The sequence below is a fragment of the Paraflavisolibacter caeni genome (assembly GCF_025628885.1).
Classification (GTDB): domain Bacteria; phylum Bacteroidota; class Bacteroidia; order Chitinophagales; family Chitinophagaceae; genus Flavisolibacter; species Flavisolibacter caeni.
The window spans coordinates 286143-310720 of sequence record NZ_JAOTIF010000001.1 but is presented as its reverse complement, the minus strand read 5'-3'; the positions used below and the strand labels follow the sequence as shown (position 1 = coordinate 310720).

The 24578-nt window shown below is 43.1% G+C and carries 19 protein-coding genes; 9 read left to right on the top strand and 10 right to left on the bottom strand.

Going from position 1 to position 24578, the window contains the following annotated elements; translation table 11 throughout:
* Positions 1–36: 36 nt before the first annotated feature.
* Positions 37–1365 (bottom strand): adenosylhomocysteinase, encoded by a 1329-nt coding sequence (ahcY, locus tag OCK74_RS01335; RefSeq protein WP_279295176.1) that lies wholly within the window; start codon positions 1363–1365, stop codon positions 37–39.
* A 39-nt stretch (positions 1366–1404) separates the two neighbouring features.
* Positions 1405–2601, bottom strand: a complete 1197-nt coding sequence (locus OCK74_RS01330) for a GNAT family N-acetyltransferase (RefSeq protein WP_279295175.1) — start codon at positions 2599–2601, stop codon at positions 1405–1407.
* Positions 2602–2737: 136 nt separating this feature from the next.
* On the opposite strand from OCK74_RS01330, the gene OCK74_RS01325 reads away from it, so the two are divergent.
* Positions 2738–5503, top strand: a complete 2766-nt coding sequence (locus OCK74_RS01325) for a TolB family protein (protein WP_279295174.1) — start codon at positions 2738–2740, stop codon at positions 5501–5503.
* A gap of 117 nt (positions 5504–5620) precedes the next feature.
* Here OCK74_RS01325 and OCK74_RS01320 read toward each other — a convergent pair whose 3' ends face one another.
* Positions 5621–8275, bottom strand: a complete 2655-nt coding sequence (locus OCK74_RS01320; protein WP_279295173.1) for a glycoside hydrolase family 2 TIM barrel-domain containing protein — start codon at positions 8273–8275, stop codon at positions 5621–5623.
* Between the two features lie 352 nt (positions 8276–8627).
* Here OCK74_RS01320 and OCK74_RS01315 point away from each other — a divergent pair, with 352 nt between their 5' ends.
* Entirely contained in the window at positions 8628–9515 is an 888-nt protein-coding gene (locus OCK74_RS01315; protein ID WP_279295172.1) for a dienelactone hydrolase family protein, read from the top strand.
* Positions 9516–9648: 133 nt separating this feature from the next.
* Here OCK74_RS01315 and OCK74_RS01310 read toward each other — a convergent pair whose 3' ends face one another.
* Positions 9649–9903, bottom strand: coding sequence for a hypothetical protein (locus tag OCK74_RS01310; RefSeq protein ID WP_279295171.1), 255 nt, complete (start codon positions 9901–9903; stop codon positions 9649–9651).
* 67 nt (positions 9904–9970) lie between these two features.
* Between OCK74_RS01310 and OCK74_RS01305 the strand changes: the two genes are divergently transcribed.
* The 4 genes from OCK74_RS01305 to OCK74_RS01290 all read left to right on the top strand — a co-directional run bounded on the left by OCK74_RS01305 (position 9971) and on the right by OCK74_RS01290 (position 12096).
* On the top strand, positions 9971–10489 hold the full coding sequence (locus OCK74_RS01305) for a helix-turn-helix domain-containing protein (protein WP_279295170.1): 519 nt from the start codon (positions 9971–9973) through the stop codon (positions 10487–10489).
* Positions 10419–11006 carry a transposase gene (locus tag OCK74_RS01300; protein ID WP_341483171.1) on the top strand — a complete coding sequence of 196 codons (588 nt, stop codon included), beginning with the start codon at positions 10419–10421 and terminating at the stop codon, positions 11004–11006. Before OCK74_RS01305 ends, OCK74_RS01300 begins: the two co-directional genes overlap by 71 nt.
* 61 nt (positions 11007–11067) lie before the next feature.
* Complete coding sequence (locus OCK74_RS01295) at positions 11068–11562, top strand: helix-turn-helix domain-containing protein (RefSeq protein WP_279295169.1); 495 nt, start codon at positions 11068–11070, stop codon at positions 11560–11562.
* 30 nt (positions 11563–11592) lie between these two features.
* Positions 11593–12096: a transposase gene (locus OCK74_RS01290; protein WP_279295168.1), complete on the top strand. Its 504-nt coding sequence runs from the start codon at positions 11593–11595 to the stop codon at positions 12094–12096.
* Between the two features lie 296 nt (positions 12097–12392).
* On the opposite strand, the gene uxuA is transcribed toward OCK74_RS01290, so the two are convergent.
* Both uxuA and OCK74_RS01280 read right to left on the bottom strand, forming a co-directional pair.
* Positions 12393–13562: a mannonate dehydratase gene (gene uxuA, locus OCK74_RS01285; protein ID WP_279295167.1), complete on the bottom strand. Its 1170-nt coding sequence runs from the start codon at positions 13560–13562 to the stop codon at positions 12393–12395.
* A gap of 24 nt (positions 13563–13586) precedes the next feature.
* A complete protein-coding gene (locus tag OCK74_RS01280; RefSeq protein ID WP_279295166.1) occupies positions 13587–14399 on the bottom strand; it encodes an SDR family oxidoreductase in 813 nt (270 codons plus the stop codon).
* A 199-nt stretch (positions 14400–14598) separates the two neighbouring features.
* Here OCK74_RS01280 and OCK74_RS01275 point away from each other — a divergent pair, with 199 nt between their 5' ends.
* The 3 genes from OCK74_RS01275 (at position 14599) to OCK74_RS01265 (ending at position 19166) form a co-directional block, all read left to right on the top strand.
* Positions 14599–15666 (top strand): LacI family DNA-binding transcriptional regulator, encoded by a 1068-nt coding sequence (locus OCK74_RS01275; protein ID WP_279295165.1) that lies wholly within the window; start codon positions 14599–14601, stop codon positions 15664–15666.
* Positions 15667–15888: 222 nt separating this feature from the next.
* Positions 15889–18507 (top strand): phosphatidylglycerol lysyltransferase domain-containing protein, encoded by a 2619-nt coding sequence (locus OCK74_RS01270; protein WP_279295164.1) that lies wholly within the window; start codon positions 15889–15891, stop codon positions 18505–18507.
* Positions 18504–19166, top strand: coding sequence for an AcvB/VirJ family lysyl-phosphatidylglycerol hydrolase (locus OCK74_RS01265; protein WP_279295163.1), 663 nt, complete (start codon positions 18504–18506; stop codon positions 19164–19166). The genes OCK74_RS01270 and OCK74_RS01265 overlap by 4 nt, the downstream gene beginning before the upstream one ends.
* Before the next feature lie 32 nt (positions 19167–19198).
* Here OCK74_RS01265 and OCK74_RS01260 read toward each other — a convergent pair whose 3' ends face one another.
* The 4 genes from OCK74_RS01260 to OCK74_RS01245 all read right to left on the bottom strand — a co-directional run bounded on the left by OCK74_RS01260 (position 19199) and on the right by OCK74_RS01245 (position 24124).
* Positions 19199–19888 (bottom strand): response regulator transcription factor, encoded by a 690-nt coding sequence (locus OCK74_RS01260; protein ID WP_279295162.1) that lies wholly within the window; start codon positions 19886–19888, stop codon positions 19199–19201.
* Positions 19889–19925: 37 nt separating this feature from the next.
* Complete coding sequence (locus tag OCK74_RS01255; RefSeq protein ID WP_279295161.1) at positions 19926–21206, bottom strand: sensor histidine kinase; 1281 nt, start codon at positions 21204–21206, stop codon at positions 19926–19928.
* Positions 21207–21356: 150 nt separating this feature from the next.
* Entirely contained in the window at positions 21357–21695 is a 339-nt protein-coding gene (locus OCK74_RS01250) for a hypothetical protein (protein WP_279295160.1), read from the bottom strand.
* Between the two features lie 125 nt (positions 21696–21820).
* A complete protein-coding gene (locus OCK74_RS01245; RefSeq protein ID WP_279295159.1) occupies positions 21821–24124 on the bottom strand; it encodes a nitric-oxide reductase large subunit in 2304 nt (767 codons plus the stop codon).
* Positions 24125–24578: the final 454 nt, after the last annotated feature.

Here is a 24578-nt window from a genome sequence, read left to right as displayed (position 1 = left end):
AGATGTGAGGGCTTCTTTATTTATAGGAAAACTTTATTAGTACCTGTAATGTTCTGGTTTGAATGGACCGTCTTTTTGGAGGCCGAGGTAATCGGCTTGTGCATCGGTCAGTTCGTCCAGTTCCACACCAATTTTGCCCAGGTGCAGGCGTGCAACTTTTTCATCAAGATGCTTAGGCAGAACGTATACTTTGTTTTCGTAGCTGTCTACGTTGATCCACAATTCGATCTGGGCCAAAGTCTGGTTGGTAAATGAGTTACTCATCACAAAGCTTGGGTGACCAGTAGCGCAACCGAGGTTTACTAAGCGGCCTTCAGCCAGGATGATGATGTCTTTACCTTCAACGTTATAAATATCAACTTGTGGCTTGATAGTGTCTTTGGTATTACCATAATTTTCGTTCAACCATGCCATGTCGATTTCGATATCGAAGTGGCCGATGTTGCAGACAATAGCTTTGTCTTTCATCAGGCGGAAGTGCTTTCCAGTGATCAGGTCGCGGCAACCAGAAGCAGTAACTACGATATCAGCTTCTTTCACTGCATCGATCATTTTCTTCACCTCAAAACCGTCCATAGCAGCCTGCAGGGCACAAATCGGGTCGATCTCGGTAACGATCACGCGACAACCGGCACCAGCCAGGGAAGCGGCAGAACCTTTACCAACGTCGCCATAACCTCCAACAATAGCTACTTTACCAGCCAGCATTACGTCTGTAGCGCGGCGGATCGCATCAACCAAAGATTCTTTACAACCGTATTTGTTGTCAAATTTAGACTTGGTTACAGAGTCGTTTACGTTGATGGCAGGAACAGGCAGGGTGCCTTTAGCCATTCTTTCGTACAGGCGGTGAACACCGGTAGTTGTTTCTTCAGAAATACCACGAACGTGTTGTACCAACTCAGGATATGTATCCAGAACCATGTTGGTCAGGTCGCCACCATCGTCCAGGATCATGTTCAGCGGACGGTCAGCAGCACCGAAGAACAGGGTTTGCTCGATACACCAGTCAGCTTCTTCCAGGGTTTGGCCTTTCCAGGCAAACACACCAATACCAGCAGCAGCAATAGCGGCAGCGGCATGGTCCTGAGTGGAAAATATATTGCAGGAGCTCCATTTTACTTCAGCACCAAGAGCTACCAGGGTTTCGATCAGTACAGCGGTTTGGATGGTCATGTGCAGGCAACCGGCGATGCGGGCACCTTTTAAGGGCTGGCTGGCGCCATACTCGGCACGCAGAGCCATCAGACCGGGCATTTCAGCTTCTGCCAGGCGAATTTCCTTACGTCCCCACTCGGCCAGGCTCATATCTTTCACCTTATATTTAAGGCTAAAATCAATGTTTGATTTAGTTAATGATGACATTTATCTCTTTTTTAGGGTTGCAAAAATAGAATATATAAATCAAATGGATTGAAGCCTTTTCTCCATAACGTAATCGTTCATGAAGAAACCATTACCGATGTCAATATCTTCAGAACGAATTGCTTCAAAGCCCATTTTTTCGTAGAAGGTCTTTGCTTTATTCAGGCGATTCACGTTTAACTGCAGGATCTGGGCACCCTTGGTGGTGACCTCATTGATGATCTGGCTAATGATAGATTTGCCTGTGCCCCTCCCCTGGTGAACAGGAAGCACATACAGTTTGTGCAGCCTAAAAATGGAAGGCTCGGTCTCGCTATAGGAGGCAAAACCTACCGGCACACCTGCATTATATACTATAATAAACTGGTGTTGCTCATCCATTTGCCTGCGTATTGCTGCCGGGCTGTACATGATCTCAAGCATGTACATGATCTGGGGCTGGGTAAGTATGGTCGAATAAGTTTGAGGCCAAACCTGCATGGATAAGGTCCTGATGAGATTGATATCACTTATAGATGCATTCCTGAATGTAAGCACGGGAGATTGTGTAAATAACCGGAGCGAAGTTATATGATGTTGGTGCAATAATTTACGGCTGAGGGTAACGGAGATAAAGAGTGAGCCGAGCGCCCCACCAAACAGCAGCAACTCTGAGACATATTGCTTCACCCAATTATTTTCACCCAGGAGCAGGAACAAATCGTAGGTACCATGCATGAGGGTAGCCCCCAGGAAACTATACCAAAGCAGTTTTTTCCTGTTGGGCCAGTCGAACTTTGATTTCCCGAGGTAATAACCCATAATAACGCCGAAAGTGGCATGGGCAGGCACGGAGGTAAACATACGTACGAATGCCACGGGAAAGCCATGCAGCCATACATAGCCCACATTTTCTAATGTAGCAAAGCCCATGCTTACCATAACGCTGTACACAATGCCGTCGAGCGGCTCATCAAAGGTGGGCCGTCTATAACAGTAGAAGCGGAGTACTATGAATTTAAAACCTTCCTCCACTGCTGCTATCAATAAATAAGAGGTTAAAAAAACAGAAAAAACTGTATCGTCGGGGTCGTTAAAAAGAGAAGTTTCCAGAATACCAGCCGGAACAATGGTCAGCATGCCATAAAAAAAGCTCATCAGCAGATATTTTGTCGGCTCCTGGTCGTAAACGTCCTTATAGAAAATGAATAAGCATACTGCTAAACTTGGCGCTATGGCCAGGGCCATCAAAAACATGCCATCACATTTATAATAAATTTAAGAAATCATTAGCAGTTTAGAAATGGAGTTTTAAACCAATTAAAGATTTTGATGTTTCAGGATTAACTTCAAACTTTAAACCCATAAATTCAAAAGATCCAACTTAAATTTCATGATTCGAATTCAGGTACTGGCACTCATCCTTCTTTCATATATCAGTTTACAGGCTCAGCAGTTTGGCGCTTTTCCACCCTCAGTAAAATGGAAACAGATCTCAACAGATACTGCAAGAATCATTTTTCAGCCCCAGGCAAAAGCGCAGGCTCAAAGCATCGCTGCCATCATTCATCAACTGGCAGCCCAGCAACCCAACCCCTTGGGTGACCGCCTGAGAAAGATCAACATCATATTACACAGCAATACCACGCTGGCCAACGGCTATGTGGGATTGGGACCTTACCGAAGTGAATTTTACCTGGTGCCTTCGTCCAATACAGTAGAAATGGGCAACCTTCCCTGGCACGAGCACCTGGCAGTGCACGAATACCGCCACGTACAGCAATACAACAACATGAACAAAGGACTGGCTAAGGCTTTCCGCCTGATCTTTGGAGAAGAAGGACAGGCAATAGCCAATGGCATAACTATCCCGAACTGGTTCTTTGAAGGCGATGCCGTCCATACGGAAACAGCTAACACGCCACAGGGCAGAGGGCGACTCCCCTATTTTTTGAGCGGCTACAACAGCGTATTCCTGGAAGGCAAGCAATACAGGTTGATGAAGATGCTGAATGGATCTTTAAAAGATTATGTACCCAACCATTACAACTTTGGCTATATGGCCGTGAATTATGGCTATGAAAAATACGGCAGTGACTTCTGGGGTAAGGTGATCAATGATGCGGCTTCTTTTAAAGGATTAGCTTACCCCTTCCGGCAGGCTATTCAAAAACATGCCGGTGTATCGTACCGAAGCTTTATCAAGGATGCACTGCAACACAGCCAGCAAACCTTACAACCGGACAAAGGCTACACCACTCCCAAGGATAAAACCGTTACCAATTATTATTTCCCTCAATTCATATCTCCAGATTCCATCATTTACCTGAAAGAAAGCTACCGGTCATTACCAGCTTTCTATGTGCGTACCCAGGGTGAAGAACATAAAATAAAACTACGGTCCATTTCAACAGAAGACTGGTTCTCCTACCGCAATGGAGTAATCGCCTACACAGCTTTTGCCACTGATGCCCGATGGGAACTGATTGATTACAGTGATATTGTTTTACTTGACATTCAATCCAAGAGAGAGCGTAGACTGACCAGCAAGGGGAAATATTACACACCGGACATTTCACCTTCGGGCAAAAACATCGTGACTATTTCTGTGAATGACTCTACGCAAACCGAGTTACAGCTTTTAGATGCGGTGACAGGCCAAGTACATAAAAAGGTGCCAGCACCCAAAGGCACTTATTTTTTACATCCCCGCTTTTTAGATGATGAAAACATCATCTTTATAGAACGTGCTCCGGATGGCTCTATGAGTTTGCACAAGAGGAACCTGGTGAATGGGAATAGTGAAACATTACTGGAAGCGGGCTATAATACTTTGGGACACCCGTTTGTCCAAGGGGAAACCATTTATTTTACATCCTCAGCTTCGGGCAACGATGACCTGTATGCGTTGAGAGATGGAAAGTTTTACCAACTGACTTCCGGACAGACGGGCCATTATTATGTTGGCGCCTCTGCAGATAGTCTTGCCTGGGCCAGTTTTACAGCAAAAGGATTGAGGTTACAAACGGCATCCATGAAAACCTTGCCATGGACCGAAGTGACACCTGCCACATTAAGAAGGCCGGTAACTTCGTATGATGTTGCCACAGTATCGAGTAATGTCTTGGCTACACCTACACGTGATTTCCCTGTAGCCCGTTATGCAAAGTCTACGCGATTGTTGAATATTCACAGTTGGCGTCCCTATTATGAAGACCCAGAATTTACGTTCAGTATTTTCAGTAATAATATCCTGAACACTTTGTCCAGCGAGCTATTTTACCGTTACAATCAAAATGAAGAATCGCATGGAGTAGGTGTCAATGCAATTTATGGAGGATGGTTCCCGCAGATCACGACAGGTGCGGAATATACATATGACCGTCATGTTTATGCCAATCGCAGGCTCATACTTATTGATCAATTTGAAGCAAGGGCAGGATATTTTATTCCATTAAATTTTTCAAAAGGCAGAACATACAAGTATTTTGGTATTGGAAGCAATTTTGTATGGAGGCAACTGGAATCGAAAACCAAGGGTATAGAACTTGCTGACGGGACCCAGCCTTATATACATAACTATATTAGCTTTACGCAGCAACTACCCAAGACACGGCAGCATATCTATCCGAAGCTTGGATATAGCCTATCCGCTGCACACAGACAACAGTTAGACTATAATGGCTACCAGGTTAATGTTAATGGACAAGTATACCTGCCCTCTTTTGGTAATCACAGTATTGTACTTTCAGGCAACCTTCAACAAAGAAATGAAAAGGGTGTTTTTTTCTCCGACATGTTCCCCTATTCGAGAGGGTATAATGACTTTGGTTTAGATTCCGCCAAGATGTATAGAGCCTCGGCAAATTACCACTTCCCTATTGCTTATCCTGACTGGGGTTTTGGCGGGCTTATTTATTTCCAGCGTATTCGGGGAAATGCCTTCTATGATTTCAGCGAAGTGTATTCAAGGGATAATAAACAGAGCGCCTATATGCAAAGCACAGGAGCAGAACTGTTTTTTGACGCCAAGGTTTGGAACCAACTGCCGGTGACGATTGGTGTCAGGTATAGCTACTTGCTTGATCAGCAGTTTGCGGTTAATGGGAACAGAAATGTTTGGGAGGTGGTGCTGCCGGTGAGTTTGATACCGAATTAGGGAAAAAGTATGACACTGCGGTAGTAAATGCTCTACCTCATCGGCAAAGAGCATTTACTACCCAAGGAGTTCCGAAAGGAAATCCCCTGCAGCGCCACAGAAGAACAGGGTAAACATCTATTTTATTCTTACAACCGATAAAGCATTGATCACCGGCACACCGGCCAATGCGCTGAATTTAATTTCAATACCTCTGCCGTCTCTTACATCAATGATGTACTTAAATGGTACAGCCACCGCTTCGCCAAACTGTTCTTTCAGATTTAATTGTCGAAGAAAGCGAGAGCCATTGATATCCACATTAAAAATTCTTTTCACGGCTTTACCAACTGTCGCATCGGCACTCAGGTTGTATAGAGATTTCTGCATCTGAGCCTCCGATAACAGTTCTGCAAAGTAAAGGCTCACTTCGTATTGACCGTCTGGCACATCAAAACGGTATGAGCCGGGATCAGTTTGTTGTGTCTGAAATAGGGGCTCATCCTGCGTACAGCCAATTTCACGCTGCGATGCCGGACGACTGCCTGCCCGGTATCTTTTACCGGAAGTATAACCCCAGCTTCCCTTACTGTATTCCTGGTCAGCCAGCCAGGTGCATTGATTCTTCTCATCATAATAAGAATAATTCGAACCGGCATTTACATGGATAGCAGGAAACGATTCTGGATGTTTGCTCAACGGAAAATCCCAAAGCCTGAATTGAATTGTTGCTGCATCTTTTATCACATTGCCACCGGCTGTGCAAACCGCTTCAAGCAGATTGCTGCCATTAGTAAATGGCACTTCGAAAACAGCTTTATGATCAACAACTGATTTTTTTTCCAATAACTGTCCTTGCAGAAACAACTCAATTTCCTGCTGATTCGAATAGATGGTTACTGGCTGTTTACAGAAATTTTCATCCGTTCTAGCTGCACAGCCTTCTCGTTGAGCCCAGCCTTTGGAAGCAATGGACACCAAAGGGGTTTTCTGTAAATAAGCCTGGTATAAGAAGTAACAGTCTTTGAGCTTACGGTCTAAGGTTAACAGGCCTTTATTATTTACATGTGGCGTGGCATCAACCCTTGGTTCTGCATAAAAGTCGACAAATGCCCATACAAATGCCCCGGCAATAAAAGGTCGTTCCATGATGGCTTTAAGGTAATGCTCGTGGTAGATATTCTGGTACTCCATCGAAAAGTCGAAGCGCTCAGGTGCGAAGCTGCGTACCCGTGGGTCGGCACCTGCGCCATATTCTGTGATCATTACCGGCTTGTCTGGATATTGTTTATGAAAGTTATCCATGAATCGTTCAAAGTCACTTAGCTTTTCACCATACCAGCCTTCATAAATATTCCATCCGCAGATTTGAGGTAAATCAATCAGGCCTGCATCCCGATAACCTTCGAACCATTCGGCATTAGGAATCATAGTAAAACGGTTTTTGTCTTCTACGTGCAGAATACTGTCAATTGAAACAGCCAGGCGGTTTAATAGGCGCATGTTTTCAGGCTTCTTCGGCTTGTTGTTGTTCAGCATTTCGTTCATGTAGGCCCAAACAAATATGCTGGGATGATTGTAGTCCCGACGTACCAACTCTACGGCCATGTTCAAACAGTTAGTGCGGAAATCTTTACTATTTTCATGAATGTAATTGACAATTGGAATTTCCTCTGTTGCAATGATGCCCAAACGGTCGCATGCTTCCAGTATTGCTGGATCCTGCTGGTAATGTGCAATCCGAATACAGTTGCCGCCCATTTGTTTCAACAGTTCAATATCATGTACATGTTGTTCGTTGCTCAAAGCAAAGCCTTGGTGTGTATAAAATTGATGGCGGTTTACTCCAATTAATTTCAACGGTTTTCCGTTCAGGATAAATCCTTTGGCCGCATCAAAAGTATACCAGCGTAAACCAAGCGGATGGGAAACCTGGTCAATAAGACGGCCATTCGAATCTGTAATTTCTGTGGTAACAGTATACAAATATGGCGAATCGGGGCTCCATAAATGGGGAGTGGGAATCGAAAGTCCGTTTTGCTCAGCCTGAAATAATTGATCTGGTAAAATTGTAACTGCAGTTGATTTTGTTGCCACCATTTTGCCGCCAGCATTAGTAATGCGTGTATGCAGGAATATTTTTTGTTTGGTTGTTCCATCGTTTTTTATCGTAGCACGAAGCCGGCATGTTGCTGCTTGTTCTGTCACAATCGGTGTTTCGATGAAAACACCATTAGAGCCGTTGTTGAGCAAGTCAAAATGAACGGTATTGGTTGTAATCAGGTATACATCCCGGTAGATGCCTCCCATAAAAGAGAAATCGGCGTCCAGAGGCGGAATATCTTCATTATGCCTATTATCTACCTGCACGGTTAATACATTTTTTTCACCTAATCTTATCAGCGAAGTAATTTCAAAACAGAACGAACCGTATCCGCCTATATGTTTTCCAGCTGCAATACCGTTTACAAATAATTCACAAACCTGATTGGCTGCTTCAAAATACACGAATATTCGATGGTTCAGGTAAGTAGAGTCAAACGAAATTTCTTTAAGGTACCAGGCGCTCCCCCGGTAGTAGCCATACTTTTCATCCTCACCATCTTCCGCATTAAAACAATGTGGGAGGTTTACCTGCTGCCAGTCTTCTTTTTCACGAAGCATTTCCTGCAATCCGGCTGCATTACTTTTATGAAATTTCCATCCGGCGTTTAACGTTTGCACAATGCGGCTGCTCTGGGCAAAAACGGCTATTGAAAAAAAACTGAAAATCAGGAATAAGATTAGTCTCATATTCTATACTATGATTAAAGTTCCCTCCCACGCTGGAAGTGACGTTGAATGATTTTAGCAACGTTCCTGATTGGCAGGACAATTGCCTGTGTCCTTAATGATCAACTTGATTGATCGCATGAAAATAGATTAAGCTTTTGTTTAAATGTGCAAGTAGCTATGATCAAACGATTGCGCTAGTTTGTTTGAAGATTATCATTAGTACAGAATTCGATCTATGGTGTTTGATGTAGGACGAAAAAGGTGGGCCTGACGGCCAGGGCAACAAACCTGATTCAACTAAAAGGCTATAAAATAAAATCTGGTGAACTTGAATTAATTTAATTTAACGTTGAAACGAATACCTACTAACATGAATGAAATCAAGAAAGAAGACATCAAACAAGAAGTGTTTGACCTTTACGACGATTATGCCCACAACCGGATTGACAGACGCAGGTTTGTGCAACAGTTATCCACCTACGCAGTTGGAGGCCTTACAGTAGCTTCACTTATGAGTTTCCTGATGCCCGATTACAAGGGAGCCATCCAAATTAAATCAGACGATCCCCGCATCAAATCAGAATACATCACCTACCCCTCTCCCAAAGGAGGTGGCACCATCAAAGCACTCCTGTCCATGCCTGTAGATGCCAAAAAGAAACTGGGCGGCATTGTCGTTGTGCATGAAAACCGGGGGCTGAACCCGCACATTGAAGATGTGGCCAGAAGGGCCGCCCTGGCCGGATTTATCTCGCTGGCTCCTGATGCCTTAACGCCATTGGGCGGCTATCCCGGCAATGATGACCAGGGCCGTGAGCTGCAAAGCAAGCGGGACAGAAATGAAATGCTGGAAGATTTCATCGCTGGCTTTGAGTACCTGAAAAACCACAAAGACTGCAATGGCAAAGTGGGTGTTGTGGGTTTTTGCTTTGGTGGCTGGATTGCCAACATGATGGCGGTGCGCATTACGGATCTGGCGGCAGCTGTTCCCTTTTATGGAGGGCAGCCAGCGACCGAGGATGTGCCTAAGATCAAAGCCCCTCTCCTGTTGCATTATGCCGCCCTGGACACCAGGGTGAATGAGGGCTGGCCAGCCTATGAAGCAGCGTTAAAACAAAACAAAAAGGAATATAAGGCCTATATGTATGAAAATGTCAACCATGGCTTTCATAATGATACCACGCCCCGGTATGACAAGGCAGCGGCTGAACTTGCCTGGAAGCGTACCATTGACTTTTTCAATGAGCACTTAAAGTAATGAAAAGCAATAGTGGATGATATTGCGCCAATGTTGTCAATGACGCAGTATCATCCACTAACTATTCATCATCTACCAATTGATGGCCATGGTCGGGACGCAAGGGGAAAAGAATTTATTTAAGATCAATTTTTTATTGTAGGGTAATATCAAGCAATTCTTCTTGGAAAGCATCAAATACTTCCTTCAGCTTGCTTTTGGCATCGGTTCCATAATTGATTAGAAAAGCATGGGCTACTTTTTTGTTGGGAAAATAAAAGAGATTTCCTGTGTAACCCAAGTCTCTACCAGAATGCCCTATGCCTGCATTGTCACCTCTATCTATAAACTTTTTCATGATTCCATAGCCATACTGATTGGGGAAATCGGGCTTGCCGTAAGTTTCCATAATCTGTAGCGACTTTGGACTAATACCGAATTCAAAAAGGTAGTATGGTAATTGTGGGTAAGTAGTTATGAAAGACAAGAGATGTTTAGATTACCGCAAAGCCATCAAAGAAAGTGAACAGCAATTGCTTACACTGGAACGACGCCAAACGAAAGCTTTGTTACGCGATCGGATGCGTTTTCTGCGCCTGCTGAAAAGTGGGGAATGTACCTCTCAGGCTCAGGCCGGAAAACTCATCGGACTAGGTCTGAGAGGAGCAGAAAAACTCTGGAAAAAATACAGCCAGGGAGGCGTGAACGCTTTACTTAGCTATCCTTATCAAGGTAGAAAAGAAAAGATCAGCGAAGCCCAAAAGCAGCAACTGAAAGCAGAACTGGCAAAGGACCAGAGTCAAAGCCTGGCTCAGGTGGGTCAGTATGTGGAACAACAATGTGGGGTGCACTATACCACTCCTGGCATTTACTACATGCTCAAACGCCTGAAAGTGAAGAAAAAGACCGGTCGGCCCGTGTACCATGACAAGGATGCAAAGGGGGAGCGAGCCTTTAAAAAAAAGCTTTCCCACCCTAAAAAAGCGTTATGGTAAGCGCACCTACTTTGAGGATGAAATGCGTAGTGGCACCCGCTCGCAGAGCAAAAGAAGATGGCCCCCTCAGGGGCACCGTCCGCTGTGCCAGGTAAAACTGGGCTATGAGTTCACTTACCTGTATTGTGCACTGGCTCCTGCTACAGGGGCGTTGATTGCCTTAATGCTGCCGGAGATGACCCGGGCGTGCTTTGAAGTGTTTGTGGATCATTTTCAAAAGCAAACCAGGCAGCTGCATGGTCATCACCCGGTAGTGCTCATAGCGGATAAGGCGGGCTCGCATCAAAGGGAAGTCTGTGCGCAAAGGAGGATTGCCTTGCAGCATCTACCCAGGGGCTGTCCGGAGTTAAATCCTGTAGAGCGATTCTTTGAAGAGTTGCGGAAAGAATTGGCCGATCACCTCTTCGATAACCTAAGGCAAGTGGAGGATTATCTAGCCCGGATACTGAAAAAATACTGGCAGCATCCAGAATTAATTATCAAACTATGCCACTATCCTTATATGCGAACAACTTAATTTAAAACGGTATAATACCAAATTGACTTTGGTTTGGCGTAGTATTTTGAGTAGATAGGGAATGACAGTGATCGATTACCACAAAGCGATTAGAGAGGCTGAAAAAACCTTGCTTGAAAGGGAAAGAGAACAAAGCAAGGCATTTTTAAGAGACCGTATCCGGTTTTTGCGGTTGCTAAAAAGCGGGCAATGTCCTGCACTGAAGCAAGCTGGCCAACTCATAAGTCTTAGCCTGCGAAGCAGCCAGCGGCTATGGAAACTATACCAGCAAGGAGGCCTGGCGGCTTTACTAAGTTATCCTTACCATGGTAAGCCCTGCCGGTTAAGTAAAGAGCAAACGGCGCAATTAAAGGATTACCTGAGTCAGGATGGCGTCCAATTCCTTCATGAAGCAAAGGCCTATATTGAGCAGCGTTTTGGCCTTCGTTACTCTAGAAGCGGTCTGCATAGGCTCTTTAAGAGAATGAAAGTGAAAAAGAAAACCGGCCGTCCTTCCAATTACCGTAAGGATGAAAAGGGCGCAAAAGCTTTTAAAAAAAGTTTAGAGCGATGGTAAAACCCTACCGGGGCCGCTACTACTTCTTTGATGAGTTGCACCGGTACAAGAACGGAGGTAAAGCGACGCTGGACTCCACAAGGTCATCGTCCGGTATGCAGAATAAAACTGGGTTATGAGTTCACCTATCTATACGCAGCCCTGGCTCCAAAGAGCGGAAGGCTTATAGCATTGCTGCTACCGGATATGAGCGGGGATAGCTTTGAGATTTTCTTTACCTATTTTGAACAGCAAGTGGATAAGCTCCACAGGAGAAGGAAAACGTTATTGATTCTGGATCAGGCATCAACCCACCAACACAGGGAAAAGAAAAGTAAGGTGGTCATAAAATATTTACCCGTTGCCTCTCCTGAGCTAAATTGCGTAGAGCGCTTCTTTGAGGAACTCAGAAAACCCTTAAGTAACCACATTTTTAAGGGTATAAATGAAGTGGAACGTTTTGTCTGTAGGGTATTAAAAAGATGGTATCTGCATCCTAACCTTATTATTAAATTATGCCTTTATCCCTACATGTTATATGACAAACCAAAGTAAAAATGGTATAAGATCCTATAATAAAACTCCTATATAATTTAAGGCTTTGTAAACAAAATTCCAGTTCACCCTATTCTAGTTCCCATCAAATAACCACATATATAGGCAAACCTTACAAAATTATATTACACACAGGTACAAGACTATTCCTATTTTGACATTTATAAATGATATTTTGATTATTCGAGAAGGAGGTCGTATCTGTTTTGTTCATCAAATATCCATTTAAAAAAGTACATAAAAAAAGTGATGAGCGGGTTCGCTCATCACTTTTCAGTTTATTGAATTATGATTAATTAAAAGATCGACTTCGCAATGCCCATTTCCAAGCCTCTTAATTCTGCCAAGCCACGCAGGCGGCCTATACAAGAATAGCCAGGATTTGTTTTCTTTTTCAGGTCATCTACCATTTGATGGCCGTGGTCGGGACGCATAGGGAGGGATACTTTTCTCCTGTTTTGCGTGAACAGCAGGTTCTTCATAACACCGTACATATCTACATTACCTTCAAGGTGGTTGGCTTCGTAGAAGTTACCTTCTTCATCGCGTTGTGTGCTTCTTAGGTGAATGAAGTTGATCCTGTCACCCAGCCTTTCTACCATACCTACCAGGTCATTCTTTTCGATTACGCCGAAAGAGCCGGTGCAATAACAGAGACCATTAGCTGCATTTGGGATCGCTGCAAAGAATTTGTTTACATCCTCTTCCGTGCTCATGATGCGGGGCAGGCCGAGGATAGAATATGGAGGATCGTCCGGATGAATGGCCAGCTTCACACCGGCTTCTTCAGCTACGGGTGCGATTTCGTTAATGAAATAAAACAGGTTGCTGCGCAAACGCTCTGCATCAATACCATTATAGCGATCCAGTTCTTTCTGGAATTGTTCTAATGTAAAGCTTTCTTCAGAACCAGGAAGACCAGCAATGATGTTACGTACCAACAGTTTCTTTTCTTCCTCACTCATGGCATCCAGGCGCTTCTTTGCTTTTTCGATTACATCTGCAGGATATTCTTTCTCTGCGCCTGGTCTTTTCAACAGGAATACATCGAAAGCAACGAAGGCGGCCTTTTCAAAACGCAATGCCTTTGAACCATCTTCTACAGTAAAAGACAGGTCAGTCCTGGTCCAATCGAGCACAGGCATGAAGTTGTAGGTAACGATGTTGATCCCGCATTGCCCCAGGTTTCTTACGCTCTCTTTATAGTTTTCAATGTATACTTTAAAATCGCCTGTCTGCGTTTTAATGTGTTCGTGTACAGGAACACTTTCCACTACTGACCATTTCAAACCCACTTCTTCAATCATGTTCTTACGCTTCATGATCTCTTCCACAGTCCAAACCTGTCCATTGGGAATGTGGTGAAGTGCAGTAACAATGCCGGTAGCCCCAGCTTGTTTGATGTCCCATAATGAGACCGGATCGTTAGGCCCAAACCATCTCCAGGTTTGTTCACATAAATACATAGGAATATAAATTTTTAATTGATATTAAATAGAAAATGCATCAAAGCCACCATCAACAACGGCCACTGTGCCAGTAACAAATTTAGAAGCATCGCTGATCAGGTATTGAATGGTTCCAAACAGTTCTTCAGCCTCGCCAAAACGGCCGAAAGGTGTATGGGCCAGAATTGTTTTTGCCCTGTCGGTATGCGAACCATCGGGATTGGTCAGTAAGGTCCTGTTTTGTTCTGTCAGGAAAAAGCCCGGAGCAATGGCGTTTACCCTGATACCAGGTCCTGATTTGATGGCCAGTTCCGCAGCCAGGTATTTTGTAAAATTGGTAATCGCAGATTTTGCAACACCATAGCCAACTACACGGGTAAGGGGACGCAGTGCAGACATGGAGGAGAAAAACACAATACTGCCTTCTTTCTGCTTTGCCATTTCCTCTGCAAATACCATGGTCGGAATCACTGATCCAAACAGGTTCAAATCCACTACTTTTTTGAAAGCATCCAGCTCCAGGTCGAAAATAGTTTTATCAGGCGAAATAGTTGCCCCCTGCATATTGCCACCAGCGGCATTGAGCAGCACATCTATTTTTCCATACTGCTGCAGAATGACAGCCTTATTTTCTTCCAGGATCTCTTTGGATAAAACATCTGTTACCAGGAACAAAGCATCACCGCCTTTTTCTTTAATACCGGCAACGAGTTTTCTTCCATCTTCCTCGTTCCTGTCTAGAATAACGATTTTAGCACCTTCTGAAGCCAGGTATTCCGCTATCCCTTTACCCAGGATGCCGGCGCCACCTGTCAGTACTACAACCTTGTTTGAAACATCAAATAATTTGGACATTACGCAGTGTTTTATATGGTAAATAATGATTGTGTTAACGTAAACACACAAATTTTTAAGAGGGCAAATATATTTGGACCCACAAGATTTTCCAACTTTATTTGGAAAAACTGACAAGACTCATATCAAAATGTGTTTACGTTAACACTTTCCAATTTCTTATACTTATTTTTGCAACTTATCACATTTTTGAGCAAGGATGGAAGAAAACAAGAATATCAGGATCATAGACATCGCGAAAATGGCAGGTGTCTCCATTGGGACTGTAGACAGGGTCATTCACAACAGGGGGCGTGTGTCGCAGAAAAAGTTGGAAAAGGTGAAGGCTATCCTGGAACAGTTCAACTATACGCCCAATATTATTGCGCGCTCCCTGGTTTCTAAAAAAAGCTATAAGCTCATTGCTTTGATTCCCTCTTTCGCTGAAAATGAATACTGGATGTATGTTGCTCAAGGCATTACCAAAGCTGCAGAAGAAGTTCGGGCCTATGGTGTAGTGGTAGAACAGCATCATTTTAACCAGTACGACAAAACATCTTTTGACCGGGCTATCGAAGCCATTAAGTCCATCGAATTTGACGGGATTGTCATCGCCAACTTTTTCAAAACCAGTGTGATCACTTTGTCTGAATTCCTGAATGAAAAGGATGTTTCTTACGTATATATCGACGCCAACATTTACGATCAGCATCCCCTTGCTTATTATGGAACCAATTCTTACGATAGTGGCGCCATTGCTGCGCAAATGATGCTGGAAAGGATTGATCACAACAAAGACATCCTGGTTTCCAAGATCTCCTACCAACAGGATGAGCTTTCCAACCAGGTGTTGAACAGGGAAAAAGGCTTTCTGGATTATCTCCAGAATGCCCGGTACTCCGGAAAGATTGTAGATGTCCGCCTGAAAGTTGAAGATCCTCTGTACAATTTCAATACACTGGACCAGATATTCCGGCAACATCCGAACGGGGCCATTGCCGGTGCTATTACCTTCAATTCTTCCTGCCACATCCTTGCTCATTATCTAAAGGAAAAGGAGATCAGGGATATTTATTTAGTGGGTTACGATCTGATTGAAAAGAACCGGGCCTTGCTTAAGGAAGGAACCATCAAATTGCTCATTGGCCAGCGGCCGGAGTTGCAGGGGTTCAACGCTATAAAGGCCTTATCCAACAAAATCATCCTGGGTGTGGATCCTGAAAGGATCAATTTCATGCCTATCGACTTATTGATCAAAGAGAATGTTGATTATTATAAAGATTTTTAAGGCTGACGACCACCTTTCCGTTAACATCTGGTTAACCTCTTTTTAAGCCGTTTTAAAAATACAGTACCGAGCTTTGTTTCAGCTTTGATGCTTTTCATGCTAATGCCCTTTTTTCAAAGTCACCGGTAGTTTTTAGTTACAAGTGTACACCGGGAGATTGATTCAGTCGGTTAAAAAGCCGGTTTTCTAATCGGCTTTTTCAATTTAAATGGTGAAACTGCTATGACAACTTTGTTTTTAAAAAACGGGACATTGAGCCGGTTTGCAAGAATGGTTGGTGGTTATTCAAAAACATACTGGAGAGAGGCGATTGCACTACTGGTATTGTTGATCAGCATTTACTTTTTGCGTAAGGAGCGACATGAAATGGCGACACTTTTGCCTCATTTGCAAAAGGCCGACCCAAACTGGTTGCTCATCGCTGCTGCGGTTACCATATTGTTCATTGTATTGCAATCAGGTATTTATATCAACAGCTTCCGGGCTATCAAGAGCAGTATAAGCTGGAAGCATGCAATTGAACTTTTTTTAAAGCGCAACCTGCTGGCTGTCTTTTTACCGGGAGGTGGTGTCAGCGCTCTTGCATACGTACCCTTCAATATAAAAAAGGCCGTTGGAACGAAATCAACCATTCACCAGGCATCTGGCATTTTTGCATTTGCCGGGATGCTTTCCACATTGATCGTTGGTCTACCTGTGCTGTTTCTTAATATAGGTGATTTTAAAAGCCAGGCTATTACAGGCCTGGCTATCACCACTTTGCTTACCCTACTGGTCATACTGTTATTTACTAATTTGAAGAATAAAGGGTGGTGGCACCAGTTCCTGCAGCAAAGGTTTCCCGGCCCATACAGCCATGTCAATGGTATTATTGATGCAGGGGTGGATCACAAGCAATTTGCCCTGGCTATTACGAATTCCGTTGGTGTAGAACTTTGCGGGATTATTCATCTATATATTGCCATGCTGGCCATAGGCGCTCCGGCATCTTTACAAGCAGCAGGTATCGCCTATATTGTTGCCACCTTACTGATGGTAGCATCACCATTCTTAAAAGGTTTAGGTGCGGTGGAATTATCCATTGCCTATATTTTGAGCCGCTTTGGTTATGTGCCGGTACAGGCATTGTCTATTGTTATCATTTACCGGGTATTCGAATTCTGGCTTCCGTTAGTAGGTGGCTTGTTTGTTTTTTTACTGAAAGGAAGAAGTATTTTCTTTCGCATTTTCCCGGCTGTTTCTATTTTCCTGTTGGGTCTTATCAACATTATTTCCGTGATCACGCCACCCGTTGCGCAGCGTATTCACCGGGTGAGGCTACTGATGCCTGGGGAAGCTATTCAGGCTACCAACCTGCTGGTATTGTTTGCAGGATTTGTGCTGATCATTACAGCCGCCTTCCTGGTGAAAGGTCAGCGTAATGCCTGGCGACTTGCCCTGGTAATTTCATTTATTTCACTGACGGGCCACCTTATTAAGGCTTTTGATTATGAAGAAGCATTGATAGCAGGAACTGTCTTTGTCATATTGCTCTTTACACAAAAGCATTACCGCGTAAAGAGCAATCCGAAGCTTATACGCATGGGCATTCAAATGGCGGTCATCTCTTTAGCTGTGGTGCTGGTTTATGGCTTTATTGGGTTTTACTTCCTTGAGAAGAGACATTTCGGAGTAGACTTTACATGGCAACAGTCGCTGATAAACTCCATACGAGGCTTTTTGATGTTACAACCAGAAGGCTTGCAGCCATTGACAAAGTTTGGACGTGAGTTTCTTGGATCATTTCATGTACTAGGATTAGGTGCATGGTTGTTCCTGTTTTATGCGCTGATCAAACCTTACCTGCGCATGACCCAACCGCAGCTGACGGCAAGAGAAAAAGCAGAGCAACTGGTTCAACTATATGGACACTCTGCCCTGGATTATTTCAAGCTGACCAATGAGAAGTTGATCTATATTTCCAAGCATTATGATGGGTTTATCTCCTATGCGATGAGTGGTGGTTTTGCTGTTGTGTTGGAAGAACCGGTGTGCAGTGAAGCAAACAAAGTTCCATTGCTCAAGGAGTTTGAAGAACATTGCCGTAAAACAGGGTTGAAAATAGCTTTTTACCGTGTAGATGAAAGCAGTCTTAACTATTTCTCCAAGCTCAAAATGAAAAAGCTTTTGATTGGCCAGGAAGCCTTATTGGACGTTACTGCATTTGATTTAGGCGGGAAAAGCAAGAAGGCATTGCGCAATGGGTTGAATAGCTTAGAAAAAAAGGGGTACTACGCCAAAGTTTGCACACCACCGCACAGCCCGGAGTTCCTGGCTCAATTGAAAAATGTATCAGATGAATGGCTCCATACATATCATCAAACAGAGCTTGCTTTTGCACAAGGAACGTTTGATGAAACGATAATCAAAATGCAGGATATCGTAGCTCTTTTTCATGATGGGTCAGTAGTAGCCTTTCTCAACATCATTCCCGACTATGCACCGAATGAATGCACTTATGACCTGATACGTAAGGTTGCAGATGCACCCGGAGGCTGCATAGATGGATTAATTGTGCAATTGATTGAATATGCCCAACAAAAAGGCCTGCGCAACCTGAATATGGGATTAGCGCCATTGTCGGGAATCAAAGAACCAGAGAATGCCGCAGAGCAGGTAATGAAATATGCCTATGATCGCTTCAAGCGCTTCAAACAATACCAGGGAGCAAGAGAATTTAAAGAGAAATATGCATCGGCATGGTTAAACAAATACCTGGTCTATGAAAATGATTTTGACCTGCTGCTACTGCCAGCTACCTTAAACAGAGTTATGAAACCCAGCAAACTGAATAAATCATGAGACAGGTCTTCCTTTTATTTTTTGTATTGTTCACCGTAGTTGCCCGGTCACAAAGCCCGATGCCAGTGGTCACGCTCAAAAGTATAGATACCGGCAAACCTCTCATTTTCTTTATTAGTGGTGATGGCGGCTGGAAAGGCTTTGCTCCTACCCTTGCAAAAACATTCAACAACAAAGGTTATCCAGTAATGGGTTTGGATGCCAAATCTTATTTCTGGACCAGGAAAACACCGGAACAAGCGGCTAAAGATATCGGCGCTTTGCTTGTCAGTTTTTTGAAAGAAAGCAAAAACAAAAACTTTATTCTGATGGGTTATTCCTTTGGTGCGGATGTGGTTCCATTTATTCAAAGCAGGCTGCATAAGGAACTTACACCAAGTCTGATGCATACCGTTTTATTATCGCCATCACCAAAAGCGGATTTTGAAGTGCATATCATGGAAATGATGGGCATCATCAAATCGAACGGCCTGTCAGTGGCAGAAGAGATCAGCAAGTTAACCTGTCCTGTAACGCTGGTCTTTGGCAGCGATGATTCCAATCAATTGATGATCCCCAATAAGGCCAATTCTATTCACTCCATCTACTTACCCGGCAATCATCATTTCAACGATAATATAAATTTGTTAGTCAATAGCATTATTCCGGAGATCGATTAACCAGAGATAGAATAGAAATGTTGGTTTGCTTCTTATGGCATATTAAACCTGTAGCCTGTTTGGTGAATGGTTTCGAGAAACGCAGATGGCTCTGATTTTAAATATTTGCGCAGGCGTGCAATAAATACATCCATGCTTCTTCCCAGGAAATAATCGTTTTTGCCCCATACATGTGTCAGTATTTCTTCCCTGCGCATGATCTTATCAGGATGCTGACAGAAGAATTCAAGAAGCCTTGCCTCCCTTGAGGTTAAAGTAATTTCCTCATTCCCGGCTATTATCTTCATTTCGTCAGGAAGAAAGCGAAGTTTCCCAATTATATATTCCTTTGCAACCTGCGAAAACAACATTTTATTCCTTCTTAAAAAAACATACATGCGGCTCAATAGTTCCTTCATACTGAAGGGTTTTGTAATGTAATCATCTGCACCTGTTTCAAAGCCTCTCAGCTTGTCTTCTTCCATTGACTTTGCAGTCAGAAAAATAATAGGAACCACATCATTTTTCTGCCGTATTTTTTTCGCCAGGCTAAACCCATCGCGATTGGGCATGTTTACGTCGAGCAAACAAATGTCGGGCTGTTTCTTTTGGAACTGCTCCCAGGCCACTTCGCCGTCTGGGCAATTGATCACCTCAAAGCCCTCTTCTTCCAAATTGTCTTTGATGATAAAACCCAATTGCAAATCGTCTTCAGCTATCAATACTTTAGTCTTTTTTTCCATGATCATGAAGAAGCTATAAGGAAGGTAATATACAAAGCTATTTTCTAAAGCCTATACCGTTGGGAAGCTTAATAATAAAGTTACTGCCTACCTCAGGTATACTTTCTACTGAGATCTTTCCCCCATGAGCATCGATGATGCGTTTTACAAATGGCAACCCCAATCCAAAACCTCTTCCCGGAGACTGCTCACCATTAGTCACCCGGTAAAATTTCTTAAAAATTTTATGCAGATGCTTGTGCTCTATACCTTTCCCATTATCCTTTATCGATAATACAAATGTCTTGTTCTCATTGTTTGTACTGATGATCAATTTGGGATGTTCTGCATATTTCAATGCATTTTCAATCAAGTTGGTCACAACGATCAATAAATAACCACGATCAGAGAGTACCTTATCGTTTACTGCATCCAAATGAAGTTCGATTGTGGCCTTCTTATCACTGATCAAAGGCCCTAAATTATCCAATGATTTTTCTATGACAGGATGCAGGAATACTTCAGCTTTGTTCAACTTCAAATGGTTTGATTCTGCATAAGCATAATGCAACAGGCGTTCTATTTGGTCCTGCAGATATTTTCCCTGGTATTTCACAATACCTGCATATTTCAAGAGCCGCTCCGGCCTGTTCCCGATTTCCGGATTTTCCAGGGTCTCTGCTGCCAGGTTGATTACAGAGACTGGTGTTTTAAATTCGTGTGTGAAGTTGTTGATAAAGTCCTTCTGCGTTTCGTTCAGGAACTTTTGCTGGTAAAAGTAGTAAAGGCTCCCTCCGAACAAAATCAAAACCACTAATAATAATGCGCTTGTAATGAGCCAAAAGTTCATTAAGGATAAAATATATTGCTGTCTATGGGGGAAAAACAAGGTTATGTGCGGATAGGTTTCGTTTGATAGAGGCAACTCTACTTTATAAGCATTTTTGGATGTAGCTGAAGGCAAAAATGCCTGGAATACATACCGTCTTAGCCGGCTGCTATACACCCCCATAAAACAGTCTGTAAAAATATTTTCATCTTCTAGTTCTGCATGCATGTAATAGGCCAGGGAGTCATTGTTCACAGGTTCAGTGATGCGTACAAAATAAGTCTGGCTATTTTTCCTCCAAATCAGGTCGCTCAGAAGTGTAGCAGGATCAATATCGCTGTTGATATCGTCGTAAAAGTTACGTACCGCCTTGGCTATGCTGTGGTCAAACTCTTTCTGTTCAAAATTATAAACCTTTTTCAGCCATATCAGCTGAAATATAATGATGGCTGCAATGACCAGAGTACTGATAAAGATCGTCAGGCGTATTGTTTGTGAACGCAAAATCATTATATTTCATTAAAGGTAAACTGACCTGCTCCTTTCACAAAATTATCGACGGTTCAATTGATTTCTGGTTCAAGGATGTTATCATACTAAAGGCCTGCACTATTAGTGCAAGCCTTTGCCATTTTACTAATTGCAATTCAGGAACATTCTTTATTTGGATTTAGGGGCAGTCGAATTTTTATGTTGGCTGTTATGGTGTTTCACATGAGACTTATGTGTTTTCTTAGTAGCCGCAGTGCTTTTATTTGCTGAAGGTTTTTGATTGGCAGTACTTTTCATTTCCTGCTTTTGTTTCATTTCAGCCTGGTTATTTGCAGCAGGAGTAGTACTGGGTTTAGCCTCAGTTGTCTTAGCTGGCGCAGCCTTGTGTTGTGCAGCAACGGCGGGTTGTTCCTGTTTAGTTTTTGTCTTAGCAGTTGTTGGAGCCTGCGCGTGAACGGTACCAACTACAAAGAACATGGCTAGTACAGGGATGATCAACTTTTTCATTGTTATTTGTTTTAAGTGAGTAATTTTTTTGCTCACATAAAATTAGACAAAGCATCATGCTTCCAGCATTTTCAAGCCGCCGTTAACCGGTGTTTAACAGCCATTAACAAATGCTAAAAAATCCATTAATCCAGAATTGCTTCAACTGTTTTCTTACGAACACCTGTGCCTTTCAAAAGTTTAGTTTTATCCAGTGACCTGCCTGTTGCCAACCCTACGACAAACCATGCCAGTCCAATAGTACCTGCTGCAAATAACAGATCACCAAAAGCACGCATCCAGCGTAAGTTCTGCATAACCGGTTGTTGCAAGAACTCAGCGGAACGGGCATACCACATACCATGCTCTATACTGGCCATCGTTTGCAAAATACCAACTGGCAACACGCTGATCACAACCATTAACAACAAGCCTATATTAATGCTCCAGAAGGAGAACTTCAACAATCCATTCTTCCATGCATACTTATTGTATATGCCTCTTAATACAAACAGCATTAAGCCTATCCCCAACATTCCATATACGCCAAATAATGCAGTATGTCCATGCACTGGTGTTGTATTCAAACCTTGCATGTAGTATAGAGCAATTGGAGGGTTGATGACGAAACCAAAAATACCAGCGCCCAGGAAGTTCCAGAAGGCGACAGCGATGAAGCAATAGATTGGCCATTTATATGCATCCAGCCAAAGTGTGGATTTACTCAACTGGTAATTACCATAGGCTTCAATACCTAATAATACCAGCGGCACTACTTCCAATGCACTAAAGGTGGCACCCAGGGCTAATACAGCAGTTGGTGTACCTGAAAAATATAAGTGGTGGAATGTGCCTAAAATACCACCTGCAAGAAATATAATGGTAGAAAATAGAACACTTACGGAAGCGGTTTTAATTTTCAACAATCCCATACGTACAAACAGGAAGGCCGAAACAACAGTTGCAAATACTTCAAAGAAACCTTCTACCCAAAGGTGCACCACCCACCATCTCCAGTATTCTGCAATAGCAAGATTGGTATGACGCCCCCACATCAAACCTGCGCCATAAAACAGGGCGATAGCAGTTGAAGCAATCATAAACATAATCAACAGGTTCCTGTCTGCAGACCGGCTTTTGATGGCAGGCGCCAGCGCACGGTACATTAAAGTAAGCCATAACCATAAGCCCACAAACAAGAAAATTTGCCAAAATCTGCCAAGGTCTACATATTCATATCCCTGGTGTCCAAACCAGAAATTATCAATCAGTCCCAACTTTTGCATCACGCCTAGCCATTGACCAAGCAGCGACCCTCCAACGATAATAAGTAAAGCGATGAAAAGGAAATTCACACCCAGGCGTTGAAATTTAGGTTCGTAGCCAGATACAGCCGGAGCGATGTATAACCCTGTTGCTAGCCAGGATGTAGCAATCCAAAAGATCGCTAATTGCACGTGCCAGGTTCTGCTGATAGAATAAGGCACCAGGTTGGCAATGGACAAGCCATAAAAGCCATTTCCTTCTACTCCGTAGTGTGCTGTAAAAATGCCCAGGAATACCTGCAAGACAATAAGAGCGGAAACTACCCAGAAGTATTTCAATGTAGCTTTCATGGAAGGTGTAGTCACGATACTCAGTAAAGGATCCTTCTTTGGTAAATGTTCCGGCTCCACTTCGTCTTCTTTTGTTCTAGCATGTTGATATACCAATACACCAATACCAAACAGGAGAATGATCACACTGAAACCAGTCCACAAAACAAGATTACTGGCAGGCGTATTGCCAATAATTCTGTCCGGAGGCCAGTTTTGAGTATAGCTCACTTGAGATCCCGGCCGGTTCGTTACGCAAGACCAGGAAGCCCAAAAGAAAAAGGCATTCATCAGGTGCATGCGGCCTGAATCCTTGATCGTGTTTGCCGGAATAGAATATGCTTTACGCAACGATTCTTTGGAAGGTTCATTCATAAACAAGCCCTGATAGTGCTCACTTGTTGCGGCAATTGCCTCTGCACGCAGTTTAGAAACAGTGATTTTACCAGTTTCCGGATCATATGTATTCTTTCTGATATCCTGCTGCAACTGCTCTTTCAAAAGCGCCTGCTGCTCTGTTTTTAACTGGTAAAACGGAGCATGATAAGTTTGTGCGGCCATCTTATCCAGCATGTAGATGGATTCCCGGTGCAGCCAGTCCGCACTCCAGTCAGGAGCCTGATACGCTCCATGGCCCCATACGCTTCCAAGCTGTTGGCCACCTATAGACTGCCAAACATTTTGTCCGTCTTTAATTTCTTCCCGGGTAAATAATACCTTACCATCTGGAGTGATTACCTGGACAGGAATGGGTGGTGCTTTTTGATAAATATCGTAACCATAAATCCCTAACACCAGGAAAGAAGCCCCTACTACCAGACTAAATGCAATCCAAAGCCTTTTGACACTTTTCATATTTAGATTAAATTTAACGCAAAAGAAGTATCGCAATACTTTTATTAATTTGAGAAAAATCAGGAGTTAAACTTGATTTAGATCAGGTGAAAACAAAAAATTACTCCATATGAGAGCTTGGAAAATATAGCAAAGTAATTATGAATATGAAACCATGAATCGCATGTGGTAAATGGCAAAAAAATTTGGATATTATTTAGAAAATTTCTTAACTTCAATACGTCATTTTACAGGACACTTTTCAACAAAAGTCCTACGACAGTAGGTTCCAAGAATATACGATATATTCTTCGGATTCATGACTTGAAAGATTCATTTTCACAGCATGATTTATGTAAAATAAGTATTGTTTTTTGGGTTTTGTAAAATGATTGAGCCCCTCAGAAGTGAGGGGCTTTTTATTTCTTTTATTTAAAATTAACGCTTCTAAAACCTATAAAAAGGCTATAGGGGT